The sequence below is a fragment of the Oribacterium sp. HCP3S3_B9 genome, assembly GCF_052064255.1.
In the GTDB taxonomy this organism is placed as follows: domain Bacteria; phylum Bacillota; class Clostridia; order Lachnospirales; family Lachnospiraceae; genus Oribacterium.
In genome coordinates, this window is sequence record NZ_JBQHVY010000004.1 from 115,152 (window position 1) to 141,328 (window position 26,177).

The 26,177-nt window shown below is 53.3% G+C and carries 20 protein-coding genes and 1 pseudogene; 5 read left to right on the forward strand and 16 right to left on the reverse strand.

From position 1 onward, the window contains the following. Window positions 1-37: 37 nt before the first annotated feature. The 8 genes from ACTNC3_RS04175 to ACTNC3_RS04210 form a co-directional block, all read right to left on the reverse strand. Window positions 38-1,015 carry an SIS domain-containing protein gene (locus ACTNC3_RS04175; RefSeq protein WP_441226561.1) on the reverse strand — a complete coding sequence of 326 codons (978 nt, stop codon included), beginning with the start codon at window positions 1,013-1,015 and terminating at the stop codon, window positions 38-40. 431 nt (window positions 1,016-1,446) lie between these two features. After that, window positions 1,447-2,373, reverse strand: a complete 927-nt coding sequence (locus tag ACTNC3_RS04180; protein ID WP_441226562.1) for a GDP-mannose 4,6-dehydratase — start codon at window positions 2,371-2,373, stop codon at window positions 1,447-1,449. 117 nt (window positions 2,374-2,490) lie between these two features. Beyond that, window positions 2,491-3,525 carry a GDP-mannose 4,6-dehydratase gene (gmd, locus tag ACTNC3_RS04185; protein WP_410043091.1) on the reverse strand — a complete coding sequence of 345 codons (1,035 nt, stop codon included), beginning with the start codon at window positions 3,523-3,525 and terminating at the stop codon, window positions 2,491-2,493. A gap of 191 nt (window positions 3,526-3,716) precedes the next feature. Beyond that, window positions 3,717-5,504: a dihydroxy-acid dehydratase gene (gene ilvD / locus ACTNC3_RS04190; protein ID WP_410043092.1), complete on the reverse strand. Its 1,788-nt coding sequence runs from the start codon at window positions 5,502-5,504 to the stop codon at window positions 3,717-3,719. A 146-nt stretch (window positions 5,505-5,650) separates the two neighbouring features. After that, a complete protein-coding gene (locus ACTNC3_RS04195) occupies window positions 5,651-7,834 on the reverse strand; it encodes an alpha-galactosidase (RefSeq protein WP_441226563.1) in 2,184 nt (727 codons plus the stop codon). Between the two features lie 88 nt (window positions 7,835-7,922). Continuing rightward, complete coding sequence (locus tag ACTNC3_RS04200; protein ID WP_410043094.1) at window positions 7,923-8,738, reverse strand: carbohydrate ABC transporter permease; 816 nt, start codon at window positions 8,736-8,738, stop codon at window positions 7,923-7,925. Next, a complete protein-coding gene (locus ACTNC3_RS04205) occupies window positions 8,738-9,610 on the reverse strand; it encodes a carbohydrate ABC transporter permease (RefSeq protein ID WP_410043095.1) in 873 nt (290 codons plus the stop codon). The genes ACTNC3_RS04200 and ACTNC3_RS04205 overlap by 1 nt, the downstream gene beginning before the upstream one ends. Before the next feature lie 4 nt (window positions 9,611-9,614). Further along, a complete protein-coding gene (locus ACTNC3_RS04210) occupies window positions 9,615-10,952 on the reverse strand; it encodes an ABC transporter substrate-binding protein (protein WP_441226564.1) in 1,338 nt (445 codons plus the stop codon). 296 nt (window positions 10,953-11,248) lie between these two features. Between ACTNC3_RS04210 and ACTNC3_RS04215 the strand changes: the two genes are divergently transcribed. Together ACTNC3_RS04215 and ACTNC3_RS04220 are read left to right on the forward strand one after the other, a co-directional pair. Then, window positions 11,249-13,012 (forward strand): sensor histidine kinase, encoded by a 1,764-nt coding sequence (locus ACTNC3_RS04215; RefSeq protein ID WP_441226565.1) that lies wholly within the window; start codon window positions 11,249-11,251, stop codon window positions 13,010-13,012. A gap of 101 nt (window positions 13,013-13,113) precedes the next feature. Further along, window positions 13,114-14,517: a response regulator transcription factor gene (locus ACTNC3_RS04220; RefSeq protein ID WP_441226566.1), complete on the forward strand. Its 1,404-nt coding sequence runs from the start codon at window positions 13,114-13,116 to the stop codon at window positions 14,515-14,517. A gap of 112 nt (window positions 14,518-14,629) precedes the next feature. Here the strand turns inward: ACTNC3_RS04220 and ACTNC3_RS04225 are convergent, their stop codons facing one another. The 5 genes from ACTNC3_RS04225 to ACTNC3_RS04245 all read right to left on the reverse strand — a co-directional run bounded on the left by ACTNC3_RS04225 (window position 14,630) and on the right by ACTNC3_RS04245 (window position 20,856). After that, the gene (locus ACTNC3_RS04225; RefSeq protein WP_441226567.1) at window positions 14,630-17,137 is read right to left on the reverse strand and encodes a DUF6449 domain-containing protein; all 2,508 of its coding nucleotides are present in this window, start codon (window positions 17,135-17,137) and stop codon (window positions 14,630-14,632) included. Further along, window positions 17,112-18,011: an ABC transporter ATP-binding protein gene (locus ACTNC3_RS04230; RefSeq protein ID WP_441226568.1), complete on the reverse strand. Its 900-nt coding sequence runs from the start codon at window positions 18,009-18,011 to the stop codon at window positions 17,112-17,114. The genes ACTNC3_RS04225 and ACTNC3_RS04230 overlap by 26 nt, the downstream gene beginning before the upstream one ends. Then, window positions 18,008-18,496 (reverse strand): GntR family transcriptional regulator, encoded by a 489-nt coding sequence (locus ACTNC3_RS04235; protein ID WP_441226569.1) that lies wholly within the window; start codon window positions 18,494-18,496, stop codon window positions 18,008-18,010. Before ACTNC3_RS04235 ends, ACTNC3_RS04230 begins: the two co-directional genes overlap by 4 nt. 249 nt (window positions 18,497-18,745) lie before the next feature. Next, entirely contained in the window at window positions 18,746-19,843 is a 1,098-nt protein-coding gene (locus tag ACTNC3_RS04240; RefSeq protein ID WP_441226570.1) for a GGDEF domain-containing protein, read from the reverse strand. 395 nt (window positions 19,844-20,238) lie between these two features. Further along, window positions 20,239-20,856, reverse strand: a complete 618-nt coding sequence (locus tag ACTNC3_RS04245) for a type II secretion system protein (RefSeq protein WP_441226571.1) — start codon at window positions 20,854-20,856, stop codon at window positions 20,239-20,241. A gap of 716 nt (window positions 20,857-21,572) precedes the next feature. On the opposite strand from ACTNC3_RS04245, the gene ACTNC3_RS04250 reads away from it, so the two are divergent. Then, the gene (locus ACTNC3_RS04250; protein ID WP_441226572.1) at window positions 21,573-22,235 is read left to right on the forward strand and encodes a histidine phosphatase family protein; all 663 of its coding nucleotides are present in this window, start codon (window positions 21,573-21,575) and stop codon (window positions 22,233-22,235) included. Between the two features lie 246 nt (window positions 22,236-22,481). Here the strand turns inward: ACTNC3_RS04250 and ACTNC3_RS04255 are convergent, their stop codons facing one another. Continuing rightward, window positions 22,482-23,984, reverse strand: a complete 1,503-nt coding sequence (locus ACTNC3_RS04255) for a 4Fe-4S dicluster domain-containing protein (protein ID WP_410043104.1) — start codon at window positions 23,982-23,984, stop codon at window positions 22,482-22,484. A 445-nt stretch (window positions 23,985-24,429) separates the two neighbouring features. On the opposite strand from ACTNC3_RS04255, the gene ACTNC3_RS04260 reads away from it, so the two are divergent. After that, window positions 24,430-25,011: a chromate transporter gene (locus ACTNC3_RS04260; RefSeq protein ID WP_441226579.1), complete on the forward strand. Its 582-nt coding sequence runs from the start codon at window positions 24,430-24,432 to the stop codon at window positions 25,009-25,011. Beyond that, the gene (locus ACTNC3_RS04265; RefSeq protein ID WP_441226573.1) at window positions 25,008-25,550 is read left to right on the forward strand and encodes a chromate transporter; all 543 of its coding nucleotides are present in this window, start codon (window positions 25,008-25,010) and stop codon (window positions 25,548-25,550) included. Before ACTNC3_RS04260 ends, ACTNC3_RS04265 begins: the two co-directional genes overlap by 4 nt. Before the next feature lie 117 nt (window positions 25,551-25,667). Here ACTNC3_RS04265 and ACTNC3_RS04270 read toward each other — a convergent pair whose 3' ends face one another. Continuing rightward, the gene (locus ACTNC3_RS04270; protein ID WP_441226574.1) at window positions 25,668-25,844 is read right to left on the reverse strand and encodes an AzlD domain-containing protein; all 177 of its coding nucleotides are present in this window, start codon (window positions 25,842-25,844) and stop codon (window positions 25,668-25,670) included. Between the two features lie 107 nt (window positions 25,845-25,951). Further along, window positions 25,952-26,177, reverse strand: a pseudogene (locus ACTNC3_RS04275) (AAA family ATPase); the annotation flags it as partial.

Consider the following 26,177-nt stretch of genomic DNA (forward strand, 5'->3'; position numbering starts at 1 on the left):
GTCAGAACCCCCGTCGTTCTTTCGTCCTTATATCTGATTAGTATTCCATCTTCCACATATAACGGCGAACGCCAAGGTCATGACCTCTCTGATATGCAAACTCATCTGCAAGTGAGCGAAGAACAGCGCCTGCTACCAGTGGTGCAAAGTACTCTCTTACACTCTCTGCAATGCCGGTCATATCGAAGTCCTCACAATCAATCAGCATAATGCAATCAGAATATTTCTTACAGAAATTGTATGCTCTCTCATCCAGCGGTCTGGTAGAACCGATGCCCTTCACGATGATAAATGGTACGTCAAAATCAGTTACCTCGAACGGGCCGTGGAAGTACTCACCACTGTGAATGCAATTCGAGTGGATCCACTGCATCTCCATCAGCAGGCAGATTGCGAAAGAATATGTCTCGCCATAGCAAGCGCCGCTGCCCATGGTGTAAATCATCTTCTCTCTCTTATACTTCTTGCCCCACTCCTTCAGCTTATCAGCATACAGAGCCTTTGCCTTCTCGAGAACATCATTGATATTCTCTACAGATGCGATACCTTCCTTATACTTATCGCACGGAGCAACTGCATCCAGAATACGGAAAACCAGAGAATATAATACAGCCTTATTCAAATCACTTGCATCTGCATCCTTGCCCCAGTCATAGTGGATCGGATATTCTGCTGCGTTCCACAGTGGAGAATCCACAAGGTTCGATAATGCGATCGTCGTTGCACCCATGGATCTTGCCATCTCGGTTGCCTTGACAGTCTCTGGTGTATTTCCCGAATGAGAACATGTAATAACGACGGAATCCTCGCCTAATGCCTTCGGCACTTCATGTACAAACTGGTTCGATGTATAGATACCTGACGGGGTCTCCAGCTCCTTATCAAACATAAACTGTGCCGGCATCATAAATGCCTGGGAACCACCACATGCTACGAAATAGAAGTGGTTAATGTGCTTCTTTGCTGCAACGGCCGCAACGGCCTTGTTGATCTGATCAATGTGCTCCTGCTTCATAATTATTCCTCCAAATTTGCCATAGTGCTTCACTGCTTTAAGACGTCTTATAATGTACTGTCATCATATAACGTTATATAGTGACTGTCAATATGTTTTCACTCAATTTTGAGGATTTTTTTACAAAGCATGTTTAAAAAATGCAGATTTTATGTTTATTTTGCCTAATTTTTGTAATTCTGCCATGCGAAAATTCACTCTGCATTTTACTCCAGCCATATCTGTGCGGCAATAAATTCCTGTTGCACGAATTTTTCGATATATAAATGAAGCCGGCGGGATCTCCCGCCGGCTTCGGATACTTCGATCTTTGATTTTCAGTTCCGATACACATCCCTGTCCGGACCCCCTGCTTTTTCCTCCATGACCTGTCGCAGGTGCTCCGGAATTCAGAAATGCGTCGTACATTTCCTGGAGTACATCGCAGGCGCTCAGGCATTTAGAAATGCGTCGTACATTTCTTTCAGTGCGTCGTAAACGCTGTACTCCGGGGTCCAGCCGAGTTCTTCGGTGATGCGGCTGTGGTCGCAGCAGATGCGCGGCTGGTCGGACGGACGGAAGCGTGCCGGGTCGACTTCGATGGAGATCGACTGGTGGCTGAGCTTCGTGACGTACTGAAGCAGCTCCGTCAGGTTATACGCCGTGCCGGAGCCGACGTTATAGATGGCGCGGCAGTCGTCCTGCTCGACGATCATGCGGTATGCGCGGACGATGTCCTTCACGTGGCTGAAGTCGCGCTCGATGTTGAGATTGCCGACCTGGATGGTACCTGGCTGTCCGCTCTTCTCGATCTCCGCCACCTGCTTACAGAAGCTTGGGAGGACGAAGGAATCGCGCTGGCCGACGCCGGTGTGATTAAACGGACGCACGCAGTAGACCTGAAGTCCATAGTGCGCGCGGTAGAGCGCCGCGAAATTTTCCTGCGTCACCTTCGAGATGCCATACGGGTTGCTGGCGTTGAGCTCCGTTTCCTCATTGATCGCCTGCTCTGTGATCACGTACTCCTCGCTGGAGCCGACGAAGAGGATGCGCGGCTTCTTCTCTGCCTTTCGTGCGGCCTCGAGGATGTTGAGCGCACCGACCACGTTCACCTCGATCGTCGTCTGCGGGATGCCCCACGAAGCCCCGACGCTGCTGATGGCGGCGAGGTTAATGACGACGTCCGGGCCGACAGCATTGACCAGCGATTCAACTTCTTCCGCGTTCAGAAGATCCGCCGGGTGGAACGCGACCTCCGGCGGCAGCTGCCCGCGCGTGGCCTTATCACTCCCGACCACGGCGTAGCCATGCTCGAGAAACTCGCGCGAGAGGTAGCTTCCGACGAAGCCGCCCGCGCCAAAAATCAGGACTTTTTCCATATACTTCTCCATATAAATCACATGAGCAGGCCGACGTTTCGATCTGCGCCGCCTGCCCATGCCAATGTTTCTCTGTTCACTTCGATGGCACTGCCTGCCATCGATGGGCGTCCGATCTTACTGGAGCCCCGCTTCCTTCTTCGCGAGCTGAAGATCGTGCTCGGCCATGATCTGGCAGAGCTCCTCGTAGCTGGTCTTCTGCGGATTCCAGCCGAGCTTGGTTCTTGCCTTCGTCGGGTCACCTAAGAGGTTTACGACGTCAGTCGGACGGTACCATTTCGGGTTCACGCTGACGAGCATCTTACCGGTCTTCTTATCGTAGCCCTTCTCGTCGATGCCCTCGCCGCGCCACTCGAGCTCGATGCCATCATGCGCAAATGCAAGCGTGGTGAACTCACGAACGGTGTGCTGCACGCCGGTTGCGATGACGTAATCATCCGGCTCGTCCTGCTGGAGAATCAGCCACATGCACTCGACGTAGTCCTTCGCGTAACCCCAGTCACGGAGGGAATCCAGGTTGCCGAGCTCGAGGTGATCCTGGAGACCGCAGGCGATACGACCGGCTGCGAGTGTGATCTTACGAGTGACGAAATTGTCACCGCGGCGCTCAGACTCGTGGTTGAAAAGGATGCCGTTGCAGGCGAAGATGCCGTAGGCGTCACGGTACTGACGCATCATCCAGAAGCCGTACTGCTTCGCAACCGCATACGGGCTAAATGGATGGAACGGGGTCGTCTCGGACTGTGGAACCGCCTCGACCTTACCGAAGAGCTCGGAAGTGGATGCCTGGTAAACACGACAGGTCTTATCGAGACCCGCGGTGTGTACGGCCTCGAGGATACGAAGCACACCGAGCGCGTCGACGTCACCGGTGTACTCGGCAGCCTCGAAGGACACCTGTACATGGGACTGCGCCGCGAGGTTATAGATCTCGTCCGGCTTCACCTGAAGCACGATACGGATGATGCTGGAGGAGTCGGACAGATCGCCCTCATGGATGATCAGCCGATCGAGGATGTGGTCGATGCGCTCGGTCGTGGAAACCGACGCACGACGGATGATACCGTGCACCTCGTAGCCCTTCTCCAGCAGAAGCTCTGCAAGATAGGAACCATCCTGACCTGTGATACCTGTAATTAACGCCTTTTTCATATATGTCTCCTGTTCTTTCTATGGAAGAATCTTTTTCATGTGTGGACTGGCCATACTTTCACATAGTGTATCACATGTCGGCGAGGATTCCATACCTTAAGGCGAAAAAAGGCGCTGAAAAGCCGGCGGGATATCCCGCCGGCTCCTTACCTACACCGCGTGCATCGCGTCTGCATTGCTAAGAAGCGACATCACTCCATGTATGCGCCCTTCATCGGGCTGACGGCGTGCTGAGCATAGAGCTTCAGCAGGCCCTTCGTGTACTTCTGTGGCTTCGGCTGCCACTTCGCGCGACGCTCGGCGAGGATGGCCTCCATCTCTTCCGGCGTCTTCTTCTCACCCTTGACACCGACGATGGCGAGCAGGCGCTGCTCCACATCGATCTGGATGAGATCGCCCTTCTCCACGAGGGCGATCGGTCCGCCGACCGCGGCCTCCGGGCTGACATGTCCGATCACCGGACCACGGCTCGCGCCGGAGAAACGACCATCCGTGATTAGTGCGACACTGGATGCGAGCTTCGGATCCGCGCAGATCGCCTCACCGGTGTAGAACATCTCCGGCATGCCGCTGCCTCGCGGTCCCTCGTAGCGGATGAAGATCGCATCGCCCGGCTTCACTTCACCGTCAAGTACGGCGGCAATGCAGGCTTCCTCACTGTCATATGGCTTCGCGGTCAGCGTCGCCTTCATCATCTCCTTCGGGCAGGCCGTATGCTTGATGACACAGCCCTCTGGTGCCAGGTTCCCCTTGAGGATGGCGATGCTGCCGTTGGTGCCCTTTGCGTTATCGAAGCTGTGGATGATATCCTCGCGGGTAACCTCACGGTTCAGTCCAGCCGTCTTCTCCTTCAGGATCTCATCGCAGTGCTCGTAGAAGCCGTTCTTCTTCAGCTCCTCGAGGTTCTCACCGAGGGTCTTGCCGGTGACGGTCATGACGTCGAGGTGGAGCATCGACTTGATCTCCTCCATGACGCGTGGCACGCCACCTGCATAGTAGAAGTACTGTGCAGGCCAGTCGCCGGACGGACGGATGTTCAGAAGATAATGTGCGCCACGGTGCATACGGTCGAAGGTCTCCGCATCGATCTCGATGCCGAACTCATGTGCGATGGCCGGAAGATGCATGGTTGCATTGGTCGAACCGGAAATCGCGGCATGGACCATGATCGCGTTCTCGAAGCTCTCCTTCGTCACGATGTCCTTTGCGGTGATGCCCTTCTTCACAAGCTCCATAAGCTGCTTGCCAGCATCATACGCTGCCTGCCGGAGCTCCGGAGCAGTGGCTGGCATCAGAGCGGTGCCCGGAAGCATCAGCCCGAGGGCCTCTGCCATGACCTGCATCGTGGAGGCGGTGCCCATGAAGGAGCAGGCGCCACAGCTCGGGCAGGCGTTGTGCTTATAGTAATCGAGCTGGCTGTTCGGGATCACGCCGGTCTTCTCCCAGGCGTCGAACTTGCCGATCTGCTCGAGGGTCAGAAGCTCGTTGATCGCGCAGGCAGGATCGTTAACGACGTACTCCTTCGGAAGGGTATGCGCCTCCATAACACCACCGGTCACAACGATGGCACTCATGTCCTTGAGACGACCGATGCTCATCAGCATGGCCGGCATGGACTTATCACAGCTTGCGATGAAGACACCGCCGTCATATACGCTGGCGTTTGCCTGTGCCTCCACGAGGTTTGTGATCGCATCGCGGTGTGCGAGTGAGTAATTGATGCCGTCATGGCCCTGTGCGATGCCATCACACATATCGGTTGCGAAGTAACGGGCCGCCTTACCACCGTTTTCGTTGACAGCCTGCACCGCCTGCTTCACGAACTGATCGAGGTGCGCGCTGCCCGGATGGCTGTCGCCGAAGGTGCTCTCCACCATGATCTGCGGCTTACCGAGGTCCTCGACCTTCCAGCCCATACCCATCTTCAGCGGATCATTCTCCGGAGCCAGTGTACGTACTTCCTGTGAACGTAATTTCATTTTCTTATCCTCCTGATACTCTACCCATCTGACGTTTCCAATCCACGGCAGAGCTACGCCCGAAGAGCTCTCCGATGCGCAACTCATCTGCAGATACCCGTGGCGGGCTACGTCTTTCATTCTATGATACTTCTATTCACTTCTATTCACTTCTGAATCAGCGTAAAGGTCTTCGCTGTGTTGTCTGCCTTGATCACCGGCATCGGAAGTCCGGCATACATAAGGCTCGCACCACTTAACTCTAGGCCGAGCTCCGGGATCGTGTAAACCGCAGCTTCGTTGAGACCACGCAGCTTGATGTAAATGATGCCCTTGTTCGCGCTGGTACGTCGCTGTACGAAGCTGAAGACGGCGCTCTTCTGATCATCCGCCACCGACATGAAGGCGACGAATTCATGCCCCACGCCGGTCAGACGGTAGTACTTACCAAACGCGCTTGTCAGCGCATGCTCCTGATAGTACTGAATCTGGCGCTTCACAGCTTCCTTCTCTTCATCATTCAGCTCATTTGGATCGAGCTCATAGCCGAAGGTGCCGTAGTAGGCAAGCGCGGCTCTCGTATCGATCGATACGCTACGGCCGGTCTGCTGGTTCGGGCAGACAGAAACATGTGCCCCCATCACAGATGGTGGATAGAAGAAGGAGGTACCATGCTGGATACTGATCCGTTCGATGGCATCTGTATCATCGGAGCACCAGATCTGCGGTGCGTAGTACAGAACACCCATATCGAAACGTCCGCCGCCACCACAGCAGCCCTCGAAACGAATCTGCGGAAAGGTCGTGGTGAGCTTCTCCATCAGCTTATAGAAGCCGAGCACATAACGGTGACAGAGCTCACCCTGTCGTTCTGCCGGCAGTGCCTGTGAAAAACGATCGGTCATGCTGCGGTTCATATCCCACTTGATGTAGTCGATTTCCGCGTCCTTGAACTCATTATAAATCTGATCAAATATGTACTCGACGACTTCATCGCGACTGTAATCGAGAATCAGCTGATACCGCTGCCTGGTCGGCTTTCTGCCTGGGATAGCGATGCACCAGTCCGGATGCTCTTCATAAAGCCGGGAGTCTTCACTTATCATCTCCGGTTCGATCCAGATGCCGAACTTGAGTCCGAGACCATGAATCCGCTTCGAGAAGCCGGCGATGCCGCTCGGAAGCTTTTCCAGATTGCACTGCCAGTCACCGAGTCCACGGAACTCATTCGTTCTTCGCCCAAACCAGCCGTCGTCCATGACGAACATCTCGACGCCGAGCTCCTTACCTGCACTTGCGATCTGCATAAGCTGCTCTTCATCGAAGTCGATCATCGTCGCTTCCCAGTTGTTGAGGAGTACCGGACAGCGCTGATTCTCGAACTGTCCCGGAATCAGGAAGTGCCGTACGACATCATGATAATGATGGCTTAATCCGGTGAGACCTGCTGCGCTGAAAGATATCACTGCCTCCGGGGTCGCAAAGGTTTCACCCGGATTCAGCTTCCAGTAGAAGGTGTCCGGATGGATGCCGGCCACCACACGTGTCTGCTTGAAGTCATTGACCTCAACCGTAATCTGGAAGTTTCCACTGTAGACGAGGGCGACGCCATAGCAGTCACCAGCCGTCTCCGTCGTCTCGTGATCACATAACACGATGGTCGGATTATAGTAGTGACTCGAAATGCCACGGATACTGTCCACGACGGTCTTGCCATGACGGACCGGTGTTCGCTGTGCATTTCGCTCATGTCCCCAGCTGCCGTAAAAATCGATCTGGTCCATCTCATCGGTCGGGAAGCTGAGGCAGGTGGAGTGGGCTGCATGCAGTGTAATTTCGGTATCTTCGAGATTTCGAATCACCGCATGTCTCGTGATGACATCACAGCTCTCCAGTACACCGTAGAACAGGGTCACTTCTACCTTCGTTGCGACATCCTGCAGTACGACCTCGAGCGTCATCCAGTCATCCCCCTTATTCCGAAGAGATGGCATGCCTTCGATCGTATACTTCCCGTTATAGATGCGATGCGAAACGTAACGAAAATCAATACAGTTGGATCCATCTGCGTGGATGATACTGCATGCAGATGTCTTGAAATCAGATACGCCGAAGCCAGGATACTCCTGCTCGAGTACGTCGAGACACAGTGTACGGTCCTGCTTCATCTCATACGGATTCGCCTCGAAACCATGGCGAAGGCGGACCGGGATGTAATCCACGGCCTCCTCCACTCTCCTTCCGTAATATAAATGCTCCAGAAATCCGAATTCCGCCACGCGGAACTGGTAGCTGGTGTTCTTTGTTTTTAGCAGAAACACCTTTTTTTCTTCATTAAAAGTGATGCCCATAACGGCCTCCATCTATTTCTACAACGATAGCCAGGCCTCGACAATTACTTCTATTTCATTGCGTGATTGGCCTGGCCATAAACATATTTTATTTAATTGCGCTATCTACCATACCCTGGATGAAATACTTCTGCAGGAAGAGGAAGAGTACGATAACCGGCAGGATACCGATGAACGCGGCCGCAGCGGCACCGTTCATGTTCGCTGCATCGGCGGAGAAGAATCCGGCGATCGCCAGTGTAACGGTCTTCATCTTCGGTGACTGAAGAAGGTACAGTGCAAACTGATAGTTATTCCAGCAGTACACACCGGTGATGATGATAACCGATGCGGTCACCGGCTTTAACTGCGGAAGGATGATCTTAAAGAAGATCTGAATCGGTCCGCAGCCGTCGATGGCTGCTGCTTCTTCCAGCGCTACCGGAATCGACTGGATAAAGTTACTATACAGGAAGATACTGGTCGGTAACTGGAAGGTAACGAGGGCCACGATGATGCCCCAGTAGGTATTGATACCGCCGATGTTCGCCATGAAGGAGTAGAGCGGTACCAAGATGCTGAGTGGTGGAATCATCATGACACCCATGATGAAACCCTTTACGATGACATTCAGCTTACTCTTATTTCTCGAAATCGGGTAAGCGGCCATCGCACCGATGACGGTGATCAGGATGATCGATACACCGGTGATCAGGATGGTATTCTTCAGGGCCAGCATCATGCCGCTCTTTTCGAGCGCAGTATAGAGGTTCTTCGTATAGATGTAGCCCGGAAGTACCCATCTCGAGGAGTGGTCATACGGTGACTTGAATGCAAGACCGATCACCATGTAGATCGGGATGATGTGGACAAAAACGATAAAAATCGCCAGTAGATATTTCCACAGATTTGATTTCTTCTGCATTATACATCCACCTCCCGCTTGTCGAAGAATTTGATAACCACGTTACTGATGACCATGATCAGCAGGAAGGATACGATACCGATGGCGGATGCATAGCCTGCGGACTGGGCCGAGAAGTACTGGTTGGTTACGAGTGTTGACAGTGAGTGGGTAGAGAATCCAGGTCCACCACTGGTGAGCGCCATAACGAGATCGAAGAGCTTCAGTCCACCGATAAGGTTCAGGATGGTCGACGACGAAATGGCCGGCATCAGAAGCGGCAGAGAGATATTCTTGAAGATCTCAACAGCATTGGCACCGTCCAGCTTCGCAGCCTCATAGTACATGCTCGGCACGTTCTGTAAGCCGGCGAGGTAGATAACCATGGAGACACCCACGAACTGGATGGAGTTAACGATGACGATGATGGCGATGGCCGCGTTCGAGCTCGACAGAAGATCTACCGGCTCACGTCCGAGCCAGATGAGGATGTCGTTCAGTGCACCACCATCATACTGGAATACGAAGTACATGATGTAACCCATGATGAGAGAGGCGATCATGACCGGCATGTAAATGACGGTTCGAACGATGGCACGTCCCCGGAACTTCGTATTCAGGAACAGGGCATACGCGAGTCCCAGGATATTCTGGATGATCGTACTCACGATACCATAAATCAGTGTATTGACCAGTGCGGTCTTTACGTTCGGATCCTTCAGGAGGCGAACGTAGTTATTCATTCCCACAAACTTCATGGTCTGCGAATATCCGTTCCAGTTGGTAAAGGATATTCTTATACCATGCAGGAACGGATAGATTACGAAAACCAGGAACAGTACAACAGCAGGAATGTAAAAAAGATTAATTACTCCCTTTTTTTGTACCTTCATTTCATTACTCCTGTGCCTTCTTCTCTTCGTAGCTGTTCTTCATCTGAGCGACAGCATCTTCTGTTGCGTTCTTCTGTCCGGAAAGAATGGTGCCACCAGTTACACAAAGGTCATTCCACATACCGCTTGGAAGGTACTTACGATCGAAGTAAGGAATGTTCAGGATCTCAGGGTTGTTTGCATACTTGCCGTAGAATGCCTCGAGACGGCCGGTATCACTCTCTACGTTATCAAGACCAGAAGGCATACCGCACTTGGTTGCAAGTCTTCCACAGATGTCCTCTCTCGCCATGAACTCCATGAACTGCTTTACTTCCTCTGGGTGCTCTGTCGTCTTCGACATACCGATTGCGAAATGCTCACCCGTCATAAGGGAGGTCTTTAAACCAGTCTCACGTGCAGGCAGTGGCATGAATCCGAGCTCGGTATCCGGATTCTGTACATACATCTCAGTAATGGCAGAAGCGGAATGGAACATAAATGCAGACTTCTCTGCTGCCATCGCCTTCACGCCGGTCATGAAGTCAGAAGTTACGGCATCCTTGTTGAAGTAACCAGCCTCATTCCAGCCGGCAACCTTATCAACGACTACGTTCCACTTCGACCAGTCGAAGGAACCGTCAAGCAGTGCCTGCTGATTTGCTTCATCCTCGTTGGAGATGAAGGTCGGAGCGATGAAATCCATCAGATTACCGACGGTATAGCTATCCTTACCACCGATCTGGATCGGAGTCTTGCCGATGGCTTTTACCTTCTCGCAGGCTGCATCGAAGTCATCCCATGTCTTAAGGTCGTCTACATTGACACCAGCCTCATTCAGTACGTTTACGTTGTATACAATACCGGTCAGATCCATGTCGATCGGAAGAGTATAGAGGTTACCCTCTGCATCGGTGATCTGCTCTGCGATGGAGGGTGAAATATGGTTTGCGAACTCGAAATCGTTCAGCGGTGCAAGGTACTCAGCGTAACGTGCGACTGCCCAGCCATGGGTCGTCCATACGTCCGGAAGCTGCTGAGAAGCCATTCTGGTCTTCATGATGTCAGAGAAGTTACTTCCTGGCATGATCGCCTCAACGCCGATACCGGTCTCTTCTGTGAACTGCTTGCAGACTGCCTGCACCTCATCACTGATAGCCTCACCATTCAGGTTGTATAAGAACTCGAGGGTAACGTCACTCTTCGGCGCATCCTTCTCTTCCTTGTCTGCCTGCTCTGCCTGCTCTGCCTTTGCGGTCGTCTCAGCGGCCTCGGTGGTCTTCGGCTCTTCCGGAGCCTTCGAACATGCTACAGATGTAACTGCCATCGCTGCGATCAGCATGGAGGTAGCGAATTTCTTCATAATCATTTCCTTCCTTTTCTTTCGTTTCTTCGTGTGGTAAGCGCGCTTTTTCATGTACATCCATAGTAACAGGACACAGATTCATCTTGAAGTGACTCAATTCTACACTTTGGTACCCTTTTCTGTTACTGTCCGCCGAGCCACGCCTTGACTTCACTCTGTCTGAACGGTTACCTCTTCTTGGATTCGGACCATGTCTACGCCCGGGAGACAGTTGACGCGGCGGATTGATTCAAATATTATAAATAGGAATTATAAGCACTCAAATTTTTTGTGGATTTTGACAGAGGAGAAAGATGCGCCGATCACAGAGCTTTCAGAACAAACTCATCCTGCTTTTTCTTTTCAGTATCATCCTGCCGATTTCGATCCTCTCGTCCTGCCTCGCCTTTTACCTGCAAAACCGGATTCAGAAGGAAAACGAGACCTACTTCTCGACGACGCTGTACGAAATTTCCAGTAATATGAGCACCTACTTTTCCGATCTGCAGCATATGGCACTGACGCCGTATATTTATGATGACATCATTAATTTTTATACCGCTGTCGATAACGCGCAGTACACGGTGGAGGGGCCGGCAAACTATCGCATCGGGTCCTACCGGCAGAACTATATCTTCTGTATGCAGCGTCTGATGATCACTTCGCGCGATGATATCCTCTCGATTTCGTTCATGCCGAAAAATCCGAAGAACCAGATGATTCTGACGACGAGTCGGAATCGGGATCTGCTGGAGACGGCGGACTTTCGCTATAATGATCAGTACTGGTTTGCAGATGGATTTTTGCTCGATGAGCCGTTTCGCTACTCCATCACGGAACCACTGCCATTTATGAATACGCAGTCCGAGGTCATCGCAACGTTTCATACGGTGAAGAATATTAATACGAAGCGAAAGCTTGGTGTCCTGCGCATCGACTCGTCGCTCGCACCAATCCGGGGCATGTTTGACAGTGTCGAGCTGACCCCGCACTCCGGATTTATCATCGTAGATCAGAATGGAAAACCGATTTATCACGAAGGTTATCTGGATGACGAAGCGGTGCCTTATCTTCTGCGCGAAGACGCTAAGATCCGGACCTCCGGTGATACCTATCTCCGCTATCAGCGCAGCATCAAGGGGATGCCATGGACGCTTGTGTTTCTGTCCTCTTACCATGACAACATGAAGTCGATTCTCCTTATCTGGATTCTCGCGGCGATTCTCGGTGTACTGACCATCATCGCCGGCTGTCTCTTCTTCCGGAAGAACTCTCAGAAGACGACCATCGTGCTGAACTCAATTCTGAGCGCGATGGAATCTGCATCGAATGGAAATCTCGATATTCATATCCCGGAGGAACTCATGGCGCGAAACGATTTCTATGTCGCGGACGAGTTTACGATGATCGGAGAGCATCTGAATGAAATGATTCATCAGCTGGATCTCTATATTCAGCGTTCCTATAAAAACGAGATTCAGCGACAGGAAGCGGAATACCGGGCACTACAGAGTCAGATCAATCCGCACTTCCTCTATAACACGCTGAACTGCTTCGTCTCTCTGAATCGTCTCGGAATGAAAAAGGAGCTGGAGGCCGGCATTCTGCAGTTAACGCATATCTTCCGCTATACCTGTAGCAACTCAAAAACGACCACTGTCGCGCAGGAGCTTCAGTTCTGTACTCAGTACTGCGAGCTCATGAAGCTTCGTTTCGATGAGCGTATCACCTATGTCTGCGAATGTGCGGAGGCTACCCGCGAGATTGAGATTCCACGTCTGTTGATTCAGCCCTTCGTCGAAAATGCGATGAAGCACGGCATGGATCCGGATGGACGGTCGATCACCATCTGGACGGCTGCCTGCATTGACCATGGCACACTGGTGCTTTCGATAAAAAATAACGGTATTCCGATCGACCTCGATACGCTACGCTCTTCGAAGCATGTCGGCATCATGAATGTCGAAAATCGACTGAAGATTTTCGATCCGGACGCACGACTGGATATCACGCTCGAGGATGGTATTACGAGTTTTACGGTGTATATTCCGATGAAGGGCATCGGTACCCGGATATAAGCGCAGGGTAGTGACGCAGGACTTCCATTCTATGGCGAAGCGTAGACACCAGACGATCGGAAACTGCGGAATCATGTTCGCGGAAACAGAAAGGATAGACTATGAATATCATACTGGCAGATGACGAGCGTCTACCACGTTTGGGATTAAAAAGCATGATCGAGGAGCTGTATCCGGAACAGCACAGCTTCATCGAGGTTACGAACGGCGAAGAGCTGCTGCTCTATGTCGAAGACCATACACCGGATGTCATTTTCCTCGACATCCACATGCCGAAGCTGTCCGGACTCGACGCCTTCGCGCAGTTTCATACGAAGGATATTCCGGTCGTGATGCTGACCGGCTATGCAGAGTTCGCCTATGCACAGAAAGCCCTGACCTATGGTGCCATCGACTATATTCTAAAGCCGGCGGCGCTCGAAGATATACAGAAGGTCATGGAAAAAATCATGCAGCTCAAGCAAAAGGAGATTTCGGCGTACCAGAAGGATTACGAGCTTGAATGTAAAAAAATCCTCGATCTCTACTTCTCCATCCAGTTTATTCAGCAGCCGAAATATGTGCAGCCACCCTACACCGTCATGATCTTCTACTTCGATCATGATCCGAAGTCCTCGAAAAAGAATAATTTCGATCTGCTGTCCACCTCTCTTACTGCCCTGTCAGAGAAGTATTCCTTCCCGTGCGGCTGTGGTTTCCTGCCGAGTGGCGAGCTCATCTATATCACGACGGGCCAGCTGCCGCGCACACTCATCACCCACATCCCGGAGGACTTCCAGAAGCTCTCCTCCTGCCTCGCAACCGGATTCGTCTACTATGCAGATTCTATCGAGGACTTACTACGTCGCATCACCTATGTGCAGAAGCTCGAGAGCATTCACCTCTGCACATCCTTAGGAAAATGCATGTTCCTTGATGAGCTGAAGGAGCAGGAGACGTATCTCCCGCTTTCCACACTGCTGGATAAGGCGATTCTCGCTCTGCAGCTGCAGGACTCCGTGACTTTGCATAAGACGCTCTCGGAGATGCGAAATCTGGAAAACGGAGATGCACTGCTCGCACGCTGTGACGCATCCCTCGCTCGCGTCTTTGATCTGACCTTCCATCATCGCATCGAAACCAGCTCGATCGCACAGCTTACCGACAGTATCCAGCAGCTACATAACGCCGACAGTACCCCGGATACCATCGAAAAAATCAATCGGTACGTCGACGAAAACTATATGAATCAGATCGGCATCAACACGATTTCCGATCTCCTCGGCATCTCTCCGAATTATCTGAGTAAGACCTATAAGATGAAAACCGGCGAGAACTTCACGGACTATCTCACGAACGTGCGTATGCAGAAGGCCATCGAGATGGTCGCCGCCGGCAGGTGCCGGACTGTACGAGAACTCGCCGAAAGCGTCGGCTATTTCAGCACCCGTTACTTCACGAAGCTCTTTATGAAAACCACCGGCGTCACCCCATCAGAGTACCTGAAGCAGCACCTGCCACTATAATAAGGACGTTGGAACCATCACCATGCATTTCCAGTAAGCAGAATTTCTGTGAAACCAGACGCTACGGAAGCGAAAAGAAGGGAAGTCCCGCCGGGCTTCCCTTCTCTAACGTTTATACTTTATTCTTCTCCATGATGTCCGGTGTCAGCCCGAATTCGTCTATGACAAACTGCGGGATCTGTCCGTAGTAGAAGTTTCTTACGAAGGAACCGCGGTCATCGGCCACGACTTCCCCATCCTCTTCCAGATCGTACGCGTCCTCGTCATCGTACGCGTCATCATCTGCATCCTCGCTGAACGTCGGCACGGCACCGTCATCGAACGTATCCAGATCGCCATCGTCTGCAGTCTCGAACGCATCTGCATCCGTTCCCGTCGCCGCATCATCGCTCTTCAGCTGATCTGCATCCGTGTCCGTCGCCACATCACTGCTCTTCAGCTGACCCACGTTCACAGCAAACTTCGTATCCGACCGCTTCATATCCACGCAGATTTCCATGCCATCGTCCGTGTTCATGAGCGGGTTCTGGGAAACGACCGAGTGTGAAGCGGAGGCCGCGAGGATTTCCCGGATCTGTTCCGGGTCCGTCACGGTCAGCATCGCACGGCTGTCGTCACTCAGGTACTTCCGCTGGCGCTGGCCAAGTTCCGTATCCGCCGGTGCCATCTCCTCTTCCGAAACTGCAACGCCCTGATACGAGAGCGTGATGCTCGCGGTCTTTTCCGGAGTCACCGTCCCGCCGACCTCGACACCGCACGCCCGGAGAAGCGCGATGGTCTTCGTAAAGGACGGGTAGATCGGGTAATAGTAATAGTGGTTGAAAAGCGTGTAGTTGCCGCCTTCGTCGCGCAGCTTCTGGATGAGCGCCTGCTGCTCGTTCGTCTTAAACTGGATCTCCGCGATCGGCATCTCGTGCGCTCTGGTCTCGCTCGTCAGCGCCTTCAGCTCCTCCTGGTACGCCGCGAGCAGCGCCGCCTTCACGTCGGCTCCGGCGAGCTTCACGTGGCTGCACTCGTCCTCTTCCTTATAGTTGATGCCCGCGACGTCGTCCGCTGTCAGCGACAGTACCGGATACATCGCCGTCTTGTAGGCGTCGAGATTATAGACCGCTTCGAGCGCTGCTCTCACGCCGGAGACATTGACCCGATAGCTGCGGTAGACGGTCCGCCCGTTCCGGAGGTGCCAAGCGATCGTGACGTTATGAAACGCCTCATCGCCCTCCTCGAGATCATAGGAGCGCCCGCCGCCCCGCAGGAAGCGGTCTCGGGCCTGTGCCGCATCGTGCACACCCTGCGCTGCGATCGTATGGAGTAGTTCGAGCCCCTGATCGTCCGAGATCTGCATCTCATCCGCCAGCGTCGAGGACGGCATCGCGTCAAACGTTACGCCATACCAGCCCTCGGAATATTCCACCGTCGAGTGGTACTGGCTCGTCGCATCCGGGTCGAGGAGGTCGCTGTAGATGCCGCCGGACGCAAGCTTCTCTGTCGCCGGCAGGTAGCGGTCGTAGCCGAAGAGGTCGAAGCGGAAGATCGCGAAGACGACGCCGACAAAGACTGCACTCACAAGGAGCTGTCGCTTATGCGCAAACAGACTCTTGAAATCGAAGTGATAGATGATTTCGATGATGCAGCTCACGAGAAGGAGTCCACAGACGAGGCCGAACACGGTCCAGCCATCCTCGTACATCATCGAGTGGAACATCGCGCCGAGCAGGAGCGACGACGGCACGGCGATCAGGAAGCGGATGATCGGCTCCGTAATCGGAAAAGCCATCGCGTGGCCGGCTGCCTCGGACGGACGTCGGCGATAGAGGAGCATACCGAGGAGGAACAGCACTGCCGCTGCCAGCATTGCCCACAGCGCCATACGTCCAGGCTGCGAAGACATGCAGGCCTTCACATACCAGGCGACCGGGGAGGTCCGCTCACTAAGCGCCAGCAGGAAGCTGTCGTCGCCGGAAAAGGTCGTGAAATACTCCGAAAAATACGCCGAGATCGTCATGCAGATCACCGGTCCCCAGCTGAAAAGCACGCCGGTCCCCAGCAGGCCCACCACCAGATTTCCGGTCAGCAGCATGCTGAGAATCGCGGTCATGTACACGAGGGCGAAGAAGCACAGGTGCTCGACGCTCGCGAGGTACAGGCTGCCCCAGTCGAACGGCACGCCCTTCACGCGGATCATAACGGCGGCGATCGTCAGGAAGCCGAGATAGGCAACGGCCATGTAGAGAAAGCCGTTCAGGCAGGTCACCGCGTACAGCATCTCCCGTCGGATCGGAAGGCTGTGGTAGAAATCCGTTTTCTTTTTCGAGTGCAGGTACGCGAAGCCGGAGGCCGCCAGCACCACTGCGGCAATCGTCAGCATGAACGCGAGTGCGCCACCCTTCATGGAGTACATCCGCAGCATGTCGCGCGTGAAGTCCCTCTGCGCCTGTGTCCGTGCGAGATCCGCCGGGAGACTGCTGTTCAGATTCTCCGGTCGGAAGGCTATGCTGATGCCGAGCGCCGTCGTCACCGGGAAGGCGAAGAAGCACAGGAGCAGGGCGAGCGCCAGGCTCCAGATGCGCTGCTTCGTGTTTTCCTTCATGTATTTAAAAAATAAGCTTCTTGATGTCATAACCGGCCACCTCCGTTTCGCTGATAAAGATTTCCTCCAGGGAGAGCGGGATCATCTCGAAAAAGACCGGATGATAGCTCTGCATCCGCGCCTGGATCTCCTCCTTCTGTCCCCGCACCGTGAGCGTCAGCAGGCTTCCACGCTGCTCCGTCGTCATGATGTCGAGATCCTGCAGGTTCGTGCGTTCGAGCCCGGCAGGCAGCACGCACTGGATCTTATGAATGTTCATCTTCATATCGTCCAGGTCCTTCGAGAGCAGCATGCCGCCCCGATGCAGGAGCCCCACGTGATCGCAGATATCCTCGAGCTCACGCAGGTTGTGCGAGGCGATCACCGGTGTCAGGTGCCTCTCCTCGATGTCGTTTGCGAAGAGGCTCTTCACCGTCTGCCGCATCACCGGATCGAGGCCGTCGAAGGTCTCATCACAGAAAAGATAATCCGTGCCGGCGCAGATACCGAGCAGCACCGCGAGCTGCTTCTTCATGCCCTTCGAAAAGGTCTGGATCTTCCGGCGTCCGTCGAGCTCGAAGCTCTTCAGGAGCCTGCCGAAGCGGTCCGTATCAAAATTCGGGTAGATCCCCTGGTAAAATGTCTTCATATCGTCCGGTGTGCCGTTTCCGAGAAAATATGGCTCATCCGGGATATAAAAGCAGCGTGCCTTCACCCGGGTATCCTCGAAGACCGACTCCCCATCGAGGGTGATCGTGCCTTCATCCGGCTTCAGGATCCCTGCCGCCATCCGGAGGAAGGTGCTCTTCCCGGCACCGTTCGTGCCGATCAGACCGAACACCGTGCCATCCTGAATCTCCGCATGGATATGATCCACTGCGGTCACGCCCTGAAAGCGCTTGGTCAGATTGTCCGCCTTTATCATCTTCTGCCTCCTGTTTCTGTTTCGTATTCCGAGCCTGCGCCAGATTCTGTTTCTGTGCCTGCGCCCTGGCCCGCACCAGATCCTGTTTCTGTACCTGTGCCCTGGCCTGTGCCTGTGCCCGGATTCAGTTCGTAATTCTGCGCCACCTGCGCCTGAAATGCCTCCATCGTGATGCCGGCGTTCCGTGCGTCCTCAACCAGCAGTGCGAGCTCCCGCCAGATTTCGACCTGCTTCTTCGCTCGAATCTGGTGATTTTCCGCCACGAAGCTGCCGCGTCCCTTCACCGAGTAGATATAGCCCTGTCGCTCGAGCTCCGCATACGCCCGCTGGATCGTATTCGGATTGATCGACAGCTCCGTCGCGAGGCTTCGGACGGACGGCAGCTGGCTGTCCTGCGCGAGCACGCCCCGGACCATCAGATCCGACAGCTTTTCCACGATCTGCTCATAGAGAGGACGTCGATCCTTGTAATCGATGAGAATCATATCCGCTATCCCCTTTCCAGTACGTTTCCTGAATCTGTGAATCAAATGCATCAGATCCGGCAGGAGCGTAGCCAGGTGATTCATTTAATTCGTGTGATTTGAGTGAATTAAGTGTATTAATTGTATTAGTACAGTTGAAGTATAAAAAGAAAGCAGCCGATTGTCAATCAGCTGCTTTCTTACGATTTTATGAACATGTTCCGGCGCAGGTCGGAGATCGGGTTTTGCGGACGCCGGCGGCCTGCTGCTTTACGTGAAGTGTTTCTCTGCCTTATGTTCCTTCTTATTCTGGTACATCTTCTGGTCGGCGCGGGCCTTCGTATCGCGGATGCTCTCATACGCATCGAGGAGAGCACTTCCGTACGAAACATTCGGCAGAATCGAGGTCTTCACCCGCTGCTTCGTCAGATTCCAGTAGAACTTCTCCCGGCAGAAGACCTCCTTCTCCGGATTCCAGAGCAGCACACAGAACTCATCACCACCGATACGGTAGCAGTTGCCATAGCGGCTGTAGGCCTTTTTCAGGCACTGTGCAATTTCACGGAGACAGCGGTCACCCGCGAGATGCCCGTAGGTATCATTGATATGCTTGAAATCGTCGAGGTCGAGTACGATCAGCATCCGGTCCTCTTCGTGCAGGTTCAGCGTCCGGTTCAGGTAGTTCTTCTGGCTGAGCAGTCCTGTCAGACCATCGAGCTGGTTCCACATCTCGTTGCAGTAGAGGTAGTACAGGATCGACAGTATGGTCACGCAGAGCCAGGTCACGTGGATCCCCGGCAGCCGGATCTGCACGAGCGTTCCCAGCGCGAGAAACAGCGCCAGCGCATAGATGAGCTCCCGGCCACGGTTCTGGAAAAAGCGCGCCATCTCGAGGAGATGGTACATCAGAAAGACGATGCCCGAATAGTACATCAGCATGTAGACCGGGAAGCCGCCCAGTCGCGAGTATTGGTTGGCCGCGTCCACCGTAAACACCAGTCCGCCCGTGAAGAGCGAGACGGTCATGATCAGAAAGTACACGATTTCCAGCGCGGTCGCCACCTTCAGGCTCTCACTGATCTGTCCGCTCTGATCGATCGTGTAGACCATGACGAGCGGCACCGCGGGTGTCAGGCTGAAGCCCAGGTAGTTTGAGATGATGTTGATGGGCCGCATCCAGCGTGGCCCTCCGTCCACCAGCACCGTGATCAGCTCCAGGATCGAGATCAATGCAATCAGCAGAAAGGTGTACAGAAAACCGCGAGTCTGCTTCGGATTTAAGGTATCATTCAGGCTCACCAGCACACACATAAATGCGAGCGCAAATAAATTGATCGCGGTAAGCACAAGAAAATACATGTCCGTCATCGCGATCCCCCTTTCATTTCTATAATGTCATTGATTCATTATATAGGAAGATCGGGGCGGGAAACAAGCCAGAAAAGGGCAAAAAACGGCGAAACGCGGGTGAAAGTCCGGCAAATCATGCGGTTCCAGATGAAAGCCCGGAGGGGCGACAACAGAAGCACAGTACTTCGAAGCCGGTAAAATCTAAGCCAGCGACCCTAAGCGGCACTAAGCCCTCTGCAATCACCGAGTTTTCTTTATGAAAACTCGGCGTTGCAGAGGGTGCTAAGGAAAAATTACTCTAAGTGCCGCTAAGGGAACCTGGCTTGATTTTACACGGCCTCTACGTATGGCTTCTGTTGTCGCCCCTCCGGGACTCTCCTCCGCTGAACGATCACGATGCATTCTGTTCAGAATCAGGCACCGATCAGTTTTCCGATGCAGTTCTTAGCTTGCTTATACTCGTGCGCGCCTGACTTTTCATTTGCAAAACCGCTGTAGATTTCTGTGAACAGAACAAATTTCTTTGCTGTATTATCGTATCGATATCCAGCTTCGATGACGATCCAGTCCCAGCCGTCCGGTTTTCCACTATCCGATCGCCGGCTGTTAATTTTCAGATCATCCAGTCCGGCTGCTTTTACGATCTTTGGGAGTTCAGTATCGCTTGCATTCCATGCAGTTGTTTTGATCACTCCATTAATCACCGTATTCTTGCTGGCACCATAAAATACGTTTCCAGTTTGACTACCATAAGCGCTTGGCCATCCTTTGTCCTCACGCCTAATCGTCACCCAGATGCCGGATGTATCGCCTTTCACTCCAGACGGGAGCTGCACGCTACCATCGTTGATGGCGTTGACGAGGACGGATTCTACGGCGCGGGCGTTATAGAGGTCAACGCTGCGGCGGGCCTTCTCGAGCTGCGTGGTGAAGATCGGGATTGAGATGGCCACCAGTACTCCGATGATGGCGACGACCACCAGGAGCTCCGCCAGGGTAAATCCGCGTTTTTCTTTTTCAGCTCGTTTCATATCCGCACAGCTTTCTTATCTTATGTCGATTGTTTACTTCAGAAGAGTTTCCTTATAATCCGAGTAGAACTCCTTTACCAGCTTTTCATATGCGCTATAAGCCTCTGCAAGTGTGTCATATTTCGCACCCGAAATATAGCCGCCGTCTTTAACAGACGATTGACTCAGATGGTCTGAAATCGTCACATACGTTTTACCTTTATTTGTTCTCGATGCCGTCGTTGATGTGTGAACATAATAACTACCATCTGCCCGGCTCACAATGATCGGTACCGTTTTACCTGCGCCAGGGACACCGATCCAGTTCTCAGTATTGGGCTCGCTTTTATACGGGAAAACGGGCACTGGCGTCATCTTAAGAATTTCGTAAGGGGGTCTGACCCCATAAACTACGCTCGCGTGCCCTTGCTTTTCCAGCCATTAACAAGCCCTAATCGTATAAAAACGTCACGATGTCACTGCTGTCTTTAGCGAAATTTTCCATGTTATCTTTTCTAACTACTCTAATATTTATTTATACCATGTTTCCGTAAATGTTGTAAACGTTTAAAGATGCCAGTTTTTCAGTTTACATGCCATTGTACAGAAATAAATACAATTCATTCGCTTCAGCGATCTGATGACTACTTATTTCCGTCGAAATATGATATACTTCAGTCCATGCGAATCATGCACCAGAACATATAGACAGCGAGGAAACGATGATGGAAATATATATGATCAGACATGGAGAAACGATGTGGAATCAGCAGCATCGTCTGCAGGGACGGAAGGATATTCCGTTAAATGATGTGGGACTCGCCGGCGCGCGCATCGCGGCGGAGGCACTGAAGGATGTGCATTTCGATCGAGTATTCTCGAGTCCGCTCGTGCGTGCGAAGAAGACGGCCGAGATCATCCTGAAGAATCACCCTGATCTCAGCATTGAACCACTCGACGATCTCCAGGAGATCGCGTTCGGTACCGGAGAGGGCATCGAGATGCGCGATGATGTGCCGCATACCGAGGCGGAGAAAGAGATTCTCGATCATCTGAAGCGCTGGTTCGCGTACCCGGATATCATGCCACCACTGCCGGGTGGTGAGTCGATCCGTGAGGTGAAGGACCGTATCGAGCATTTTTTCGATACGTATCTTTATCCAAATGAAGATAAATATGAGCGCGTGATGGTGACCTGCCACGGCGGTATCCTCCGCGGCGTCGAGAGCATCGTCCGGAACCTGAGCGACGCGGATTACTGGGACGGCGGCATCGTCCCGAACTGCGGTGCGATGGTCCTCGAGCTGAAGGACGGAAAACTCGCCATCGAGAAGGTCGTCGACCTCATCAACCAGACGGAAACCGTCGTCGGCCTCGGCACACATCGTCCGCGGCACTAAGTTAAATTCTTAAATACTGCCGAAGGGCGACTGTCAGAAGCCATACGCAGAGGCCGTGAATAAATCAAAATTGGCCCCTTAGAACCAGTTGGAGTAATTTTCCTTAGCACCCTTCGCAACACTGAGTTTTCATAAAGAAAACTCAGTCGTTTGCGGAGGGCCTACTGGTTCTTAGGGGCCAATTTTTGATTTTTCCGACCTCGGAGTACTGCGCTTCTGACAGTCGCCCTTCGGTTTATTTAGAAATTATTTCGTCTCGCTGTGTGGCGGAGCCATATGTCCACGCATCATGGAGAACTTATCCATCGGATACTTCTCGAGGTTATCGAGGATCTTACGATCATCGGCCTGGTTCAGAAGATCCTGACGGGACTTCCGAAGCTCCATCTCCGTCTTGTGCTTACTTGGGCCACCGACGCAACCGCCCTCGCAGACCATACCCTCGATGAAATCCTCCGGGAGCTTGCCGAGCTTGAGAAGTGTCAGCGCAACGTTGCACTCCTTGCCACCGGCTGCTGCACGAAGCTTGATACCGGTCGTATCCTCGTTCCGCTCACGCATCACCTCCATAACCGCGTTTGCAACGCCGCCGGATGTTGCGAAGCTCTTGCCCCAGATGGACGACTCCTGATACGGATCAACCACCGGCTTCATCTCCACATTCTTCGAGGCCATCATCGTGGTCATCTCGCCAAATGTGAGAACGTAGTCTGCATTGCCCTCGATCCCCATCTCATGGGACTCGGACTTCTTCGCGATGCACGGTCCGATAAATACAGTCGTGCAGCCCGGGTGGGTCGCCTTCAGGTATCTGGAAATCGCGCACATCGGGGAAACGGTCTCCGACATGTTCTCCTTAAACTGCTCCGGGAAATGCATACGCAGCATGTTGATGAATGCCGGACAGCAGGAGGTCGTCATCTTCTTACCTTCCTTACGTGCCTCGGACCACTCCTCTGCCTCGTACGCTGCGGTCATATCGCCGCCGAGACCGACCTCGACCATGTCGGTGAAGCCGACTTCCTTTAGTGCCTCACGGATGGAGCCCATGGTGATGTCCTTACCGAACTGACCTTCGATCGCCGGTGCACACATCGCGAAGACTTCCTTGCCGGCCTTGATGTCACGGATGACATCGAGCACATCGATCTTCGATGCGATCGCGCCGAACGGACAGCTGTGGATACACTGACCACAGCGGATGCACTTCTTATCGTCGATCTTACAGATGCCGTTCTCGTCGTAGCTGATGGCATTGACCGGACACGGCTTACGGCACGGACGCTCCAGATGCGCGATGGCACCATACGGACACGCGTTCGCACACATACCACACTCCTTACACTTGTTCGGATCGATGTGCGCTCTCGACTCGGTCATGGTGATCGCACCGAAGCGGCAGCTGTTCTGGCACGCCTTACCGAGGCAGAGACGGCAGTTATCGGTTACAGAATAAGTGGATAGCGGACACTCCTCGCAGGCCGGATCGATGACCTGTACGACGTTCGGATTCTTCTCCGTCGTGTATGGATTTGCATCCATGTTCTCAGAAAGACGGATTCTCCATCTCAGAATCTCACGCTCCTTGTAGACACAGCAGCGCCATGTTGCGTGAGGTCCCGGTGAAATCGACATAATCAGCTGATTCTCTGCATCTGGTGTGATCTCGTCATGCTCCCAGAGCTCGCGTGCGAGCCCCTCCATGACAGCATGCTTGATGGAAACCGCACCCCTATCATTTGTAACCATATATTTTCCTCCTGAAAAAAATATACATAAATTCGCCCAGTTATCTGAAGTATAACATGTGATGAAAAACTTGAACATTGTTAATTTGACACAGAATTAACAAGTCGTTTTACATTATATATAGAAGTTTCGAAAATGCTTGTTTTTTCAGAAGAACATGGGGTATTTCCAGGCGGCCAATGCTGACGTCGGGTGGCTTCCCGGATGGTTTTCTGCCGAAGCCTCTGTCGTTGCTGTTCACTCGTAAACAGTAACCTTCGCCTGTCGTCTGCCGATGAAAGCGGCTGGATATCCGGCGTAGAATGATATATTATGTGTTACAGCAAGCTCTGTCATCAGCCGAAGGGGCACATAGTGCTCCCTCGACGAATCATCATCTCAACTACAAACGAGGTAAACCCACGTGAACGAGTCAAATAACACATCCACGGATACATCTGAAGCGATTGCAGCTTCCCCATGCTCCGGCGCGCGTCTCCGGAAGCTCTTCTTCGAGACCCTGTATCTCAGCGCCTTCACCTTCGGGGGCGGCTATGTCATCGTGTCGCTGCTGAAAAAGAAGTTCGTCGACGACCTGCACTGGATCAGCGAGGACGAAATGCTGGATCTCGTCGCGATCGCACAGTCCGCACCGGGCCCGATCGCGGTCAATGGTGCGATCGTCGTGGGCTACAAGATCTGCGGCTTCCCCGGCATCCTGCTCTCGGTGCTCGGTGCCGTCATCCCACCCTTCCTGATGCTGAGCGTCATCTCCCTCTTCTACTCCGCCTTCCGCTCGAATTTCATGATCCACCACATGCTGTCCGGCATGCGCTGCGGCGTCAGCGCGGTCATCATGTCCGTCACCTGGGACATGGCGAGCGGCGTACTCGCCGATAAAAAGTGGTCGTCCCTCGTCATCATGCTCGCGGCCTTCGTCGCAAACTACATCCTCGGTATCTCCACGATCTGGATCATCCTCGCGGTCATCGCCCTCGGCGTCGCCGTGACACTCTGGCGAAATAAAGGTGAGGAGGTGCAGTCATGATCTATCTCCAGCTTTTCCTCGCCTTTCTCCGCATCGGTGCCTTCAGCTTCGGCGGCGGCTATGCCGCGATGCCACTGATCCAGGAGGAGGTCGTGAACCACTATCACTGGATCAGCATGGCGGACTTCACCGATCTCGTCACGATTTCCCAGATGACGCCCGGCCCGATCGCAATCAACGCCGCGACCTTCATCGGACTCCAGATGGCGGGCCCGCTCGGTGCCGTCGCGGCGACCCTCGGAAACGTTCTTCCGAGCTGCCTCATCGTCACGATCATCGCCATCATCTACACAAAGTACCGGAAGCTGAGCCTCCTGCAGGGCGTCCTGAAAACGCTCCGCCCGGCGGTCGTCGCCCTCATCTTCACCGCAGGGCTCCTGATCCTCCTGCCGGCCATCGGCCTGCCAGACACCCTCGAGCTCCGCATGTGCGCCTGGTTCGTGATCGCCCTCGTGATGCTTCGAAAGCTTCACTGGGACCCGATCCTCGTCATGGTTCTCACCGGCATGATGGAGCTCATCGCGCAGCTCCTGATGTGACATCGGCCATCCTGATGGCCGGCCCCCATAGTTGCTGTGTCTGCACAACCATGCGTCGGCAGCCAACGATCACCGCGGACAGCGATGAAGTGGCGACAGCGACATTGGCATCCGATATTAGATCAGGTGCACCAGCACCATATAGAACACGGTTCCCACGCTGATCGAGAGGACCGTGTTCTTTTTTATGAGGTGAAGGCCAGCGACCAGCAGAACCGCAGCGATCAGCTCGAGGTTCTCCTTCAGGCTGCCGGTCGGGATCGATTTCAGGCAGTACACTGTTGCTGATTTCATGAGCTGTCACGGAGCTGCTCTCATGAGTTGTCGCTGACCTGCTCAGTTTTGCGTCATGAATGTTGTATGGTTTATCGCCGCCGGAGGTCGTCTTCGGCGGCGTTCGCTTACTCATTCACAACCAACATTTCGTGTTCTGCCACATAGCTGACCATGTGATCATCGACCAGCCGCTTCTGCGTCTGACTGGCATACATCAGGCTCTTTTCGCAGACACGGTTTACCATCCGTGGAACACCGTTCGAGATCTGGTAGATCCGATCGATGGCCGAGTCGGTAAATATGTTCTGCGTGCAGCCCGCGTACTGCATGTGCGCATTGATGTAGTCCTCG

Bases quoted from the DNA above. Each gene is read 5' to 3' on its own strand.
- ACTNC3_RS04175 (WP_441226561.1), bottom strand. From the start codon at position 1,015: ATGAAGCAGGAGCACATTGATCAGATCAACAAGGCCGTTGCGGCCGTT.
- ACTNC3_RS04180 (WP_441226562.1), bottom strand. From the start codon at position 2,373: ATGGAAAAAGTCCTGATTTTTGGCGCGGGCGGCTTCGTCGGAAGCTAC.
- gmd (WP_410043091.1), bottom strand. From the start codon at position 3,525: ATGAAAAAGGCGTTAATTACAGGTATCACAGGTCAGGATGGTTCCTAT.
- ilvD (WP_410043092.1), bottom strand. From the start codon at position 5,504: ATGAAATTACGTTCACAGGAAGTACGTACACTGGCTCCGGAGAATGAT.
- ACTNC3_RS04195 (WP_441226563.1), bottom strand. From the start codon at position 7,834: ATGGGCATCACTTTTAATGAAGAAAAAAAGGTGTTTCTGCTAAAAACA.
- ACTNC3_RS04200 (WP_410043094.1), bottom strand. From the start codon at position 8,738: ATGCAGAAGAAATCAAATCTGTGGAAATATCTACTGGCGATTTTTATC.
- ACTNC3_RS04205 (WP_410043095.1), bottom strand. From the start codon at position 9,610: ATGAAGGTACAAAAAAAGGGAGTAATTAATCTTTTTTACATTCCTGCT.
- ACTNC3_RS04210 (WP_441226564.1), bottom strand. From the start codon at position 10,952: ATGAAGAAATTCGCTACCTCCATGCTGATCGCAGCGATGGCAGTTACA.
- ACTNC3_RS04215 (WP_441226565.1), top strand. From the start codon at position 11,249: ATGCGCCGATCACAGAGCTTTCAGAACAAACTCATCCTGCTTTTTCTT.
- ACTNC3_RS04220 (WP_441226566.1), top strand. From the start codon at position 13,114: ATGAATATCATACTGGCAGATGACGAGCGTCTACCACGTTTGGGATTA.
- ACTNC3_RS04225 (WP_441226567.1), bottom strand. From the start codon at position 17,137: ATGACATCAAGAAGCTTATTTTTTAAATACATGAAGGAAAACACGAAG.
- ACTNC3_RS04230 (WP_441226568.1), bottom strand. From the start codon at position 18,011: ATGATAAAGGCGGACAATCTGACCAAGCGCTTTCAGGGCGTGACCGCA.
- ACTNC3_RS04235 (WP_441226569.1), bottom strand. From the start codon at position 18,496: ATGATTCTCATCGATTACAAGGATCGACGTCCTCTCTATGAGCAGATC.
- ACTNC3_RS04240 (WP_441226570.1), bottom strand. From the start codon at position 19,843: ATGACGGACATGTATTTTCTTGTGCTTACCGCGATCAATTTATTTGCG.
- ACTNC3_RS04245 (WP_441226571.1), bottom strand. From the start codon at position 20,856: ATGAAACGAGCTGAAAAAGAAAAACGCGGATTTACCCTGGCGGAGCTC.
- ACTNC3_RS04250 (WP_441226572.1), top strand. From the start codon at position 21,573: ATGATCAGACATGGAGAAACGATGTGGAATCAGCAGCATCGTCTGCAG.
- ACTNC3_RS04255 (WP_410043104.1), bottom strand. From the start codon at position 23,984: ATGGTTACAAATGATAGGGGTGCGGTTTCCATCAAGCATGCTGTCATG.
- ACTNC3_RS04265 (WP_441226573.1), top strand. From the start codon at position 25,008: ATGATCTATCTCCAGCTTTTCCTCGCCTTTCTCCGCATCGGTGCCTTC.
- ACTNC3_RS04270 (WP_441226574.1), bottom strand. From the start codon at position 25,844: ATGAAATCAGCAACAGTGTACTGCCTGAAATCGATCCCGACCGGCAGC.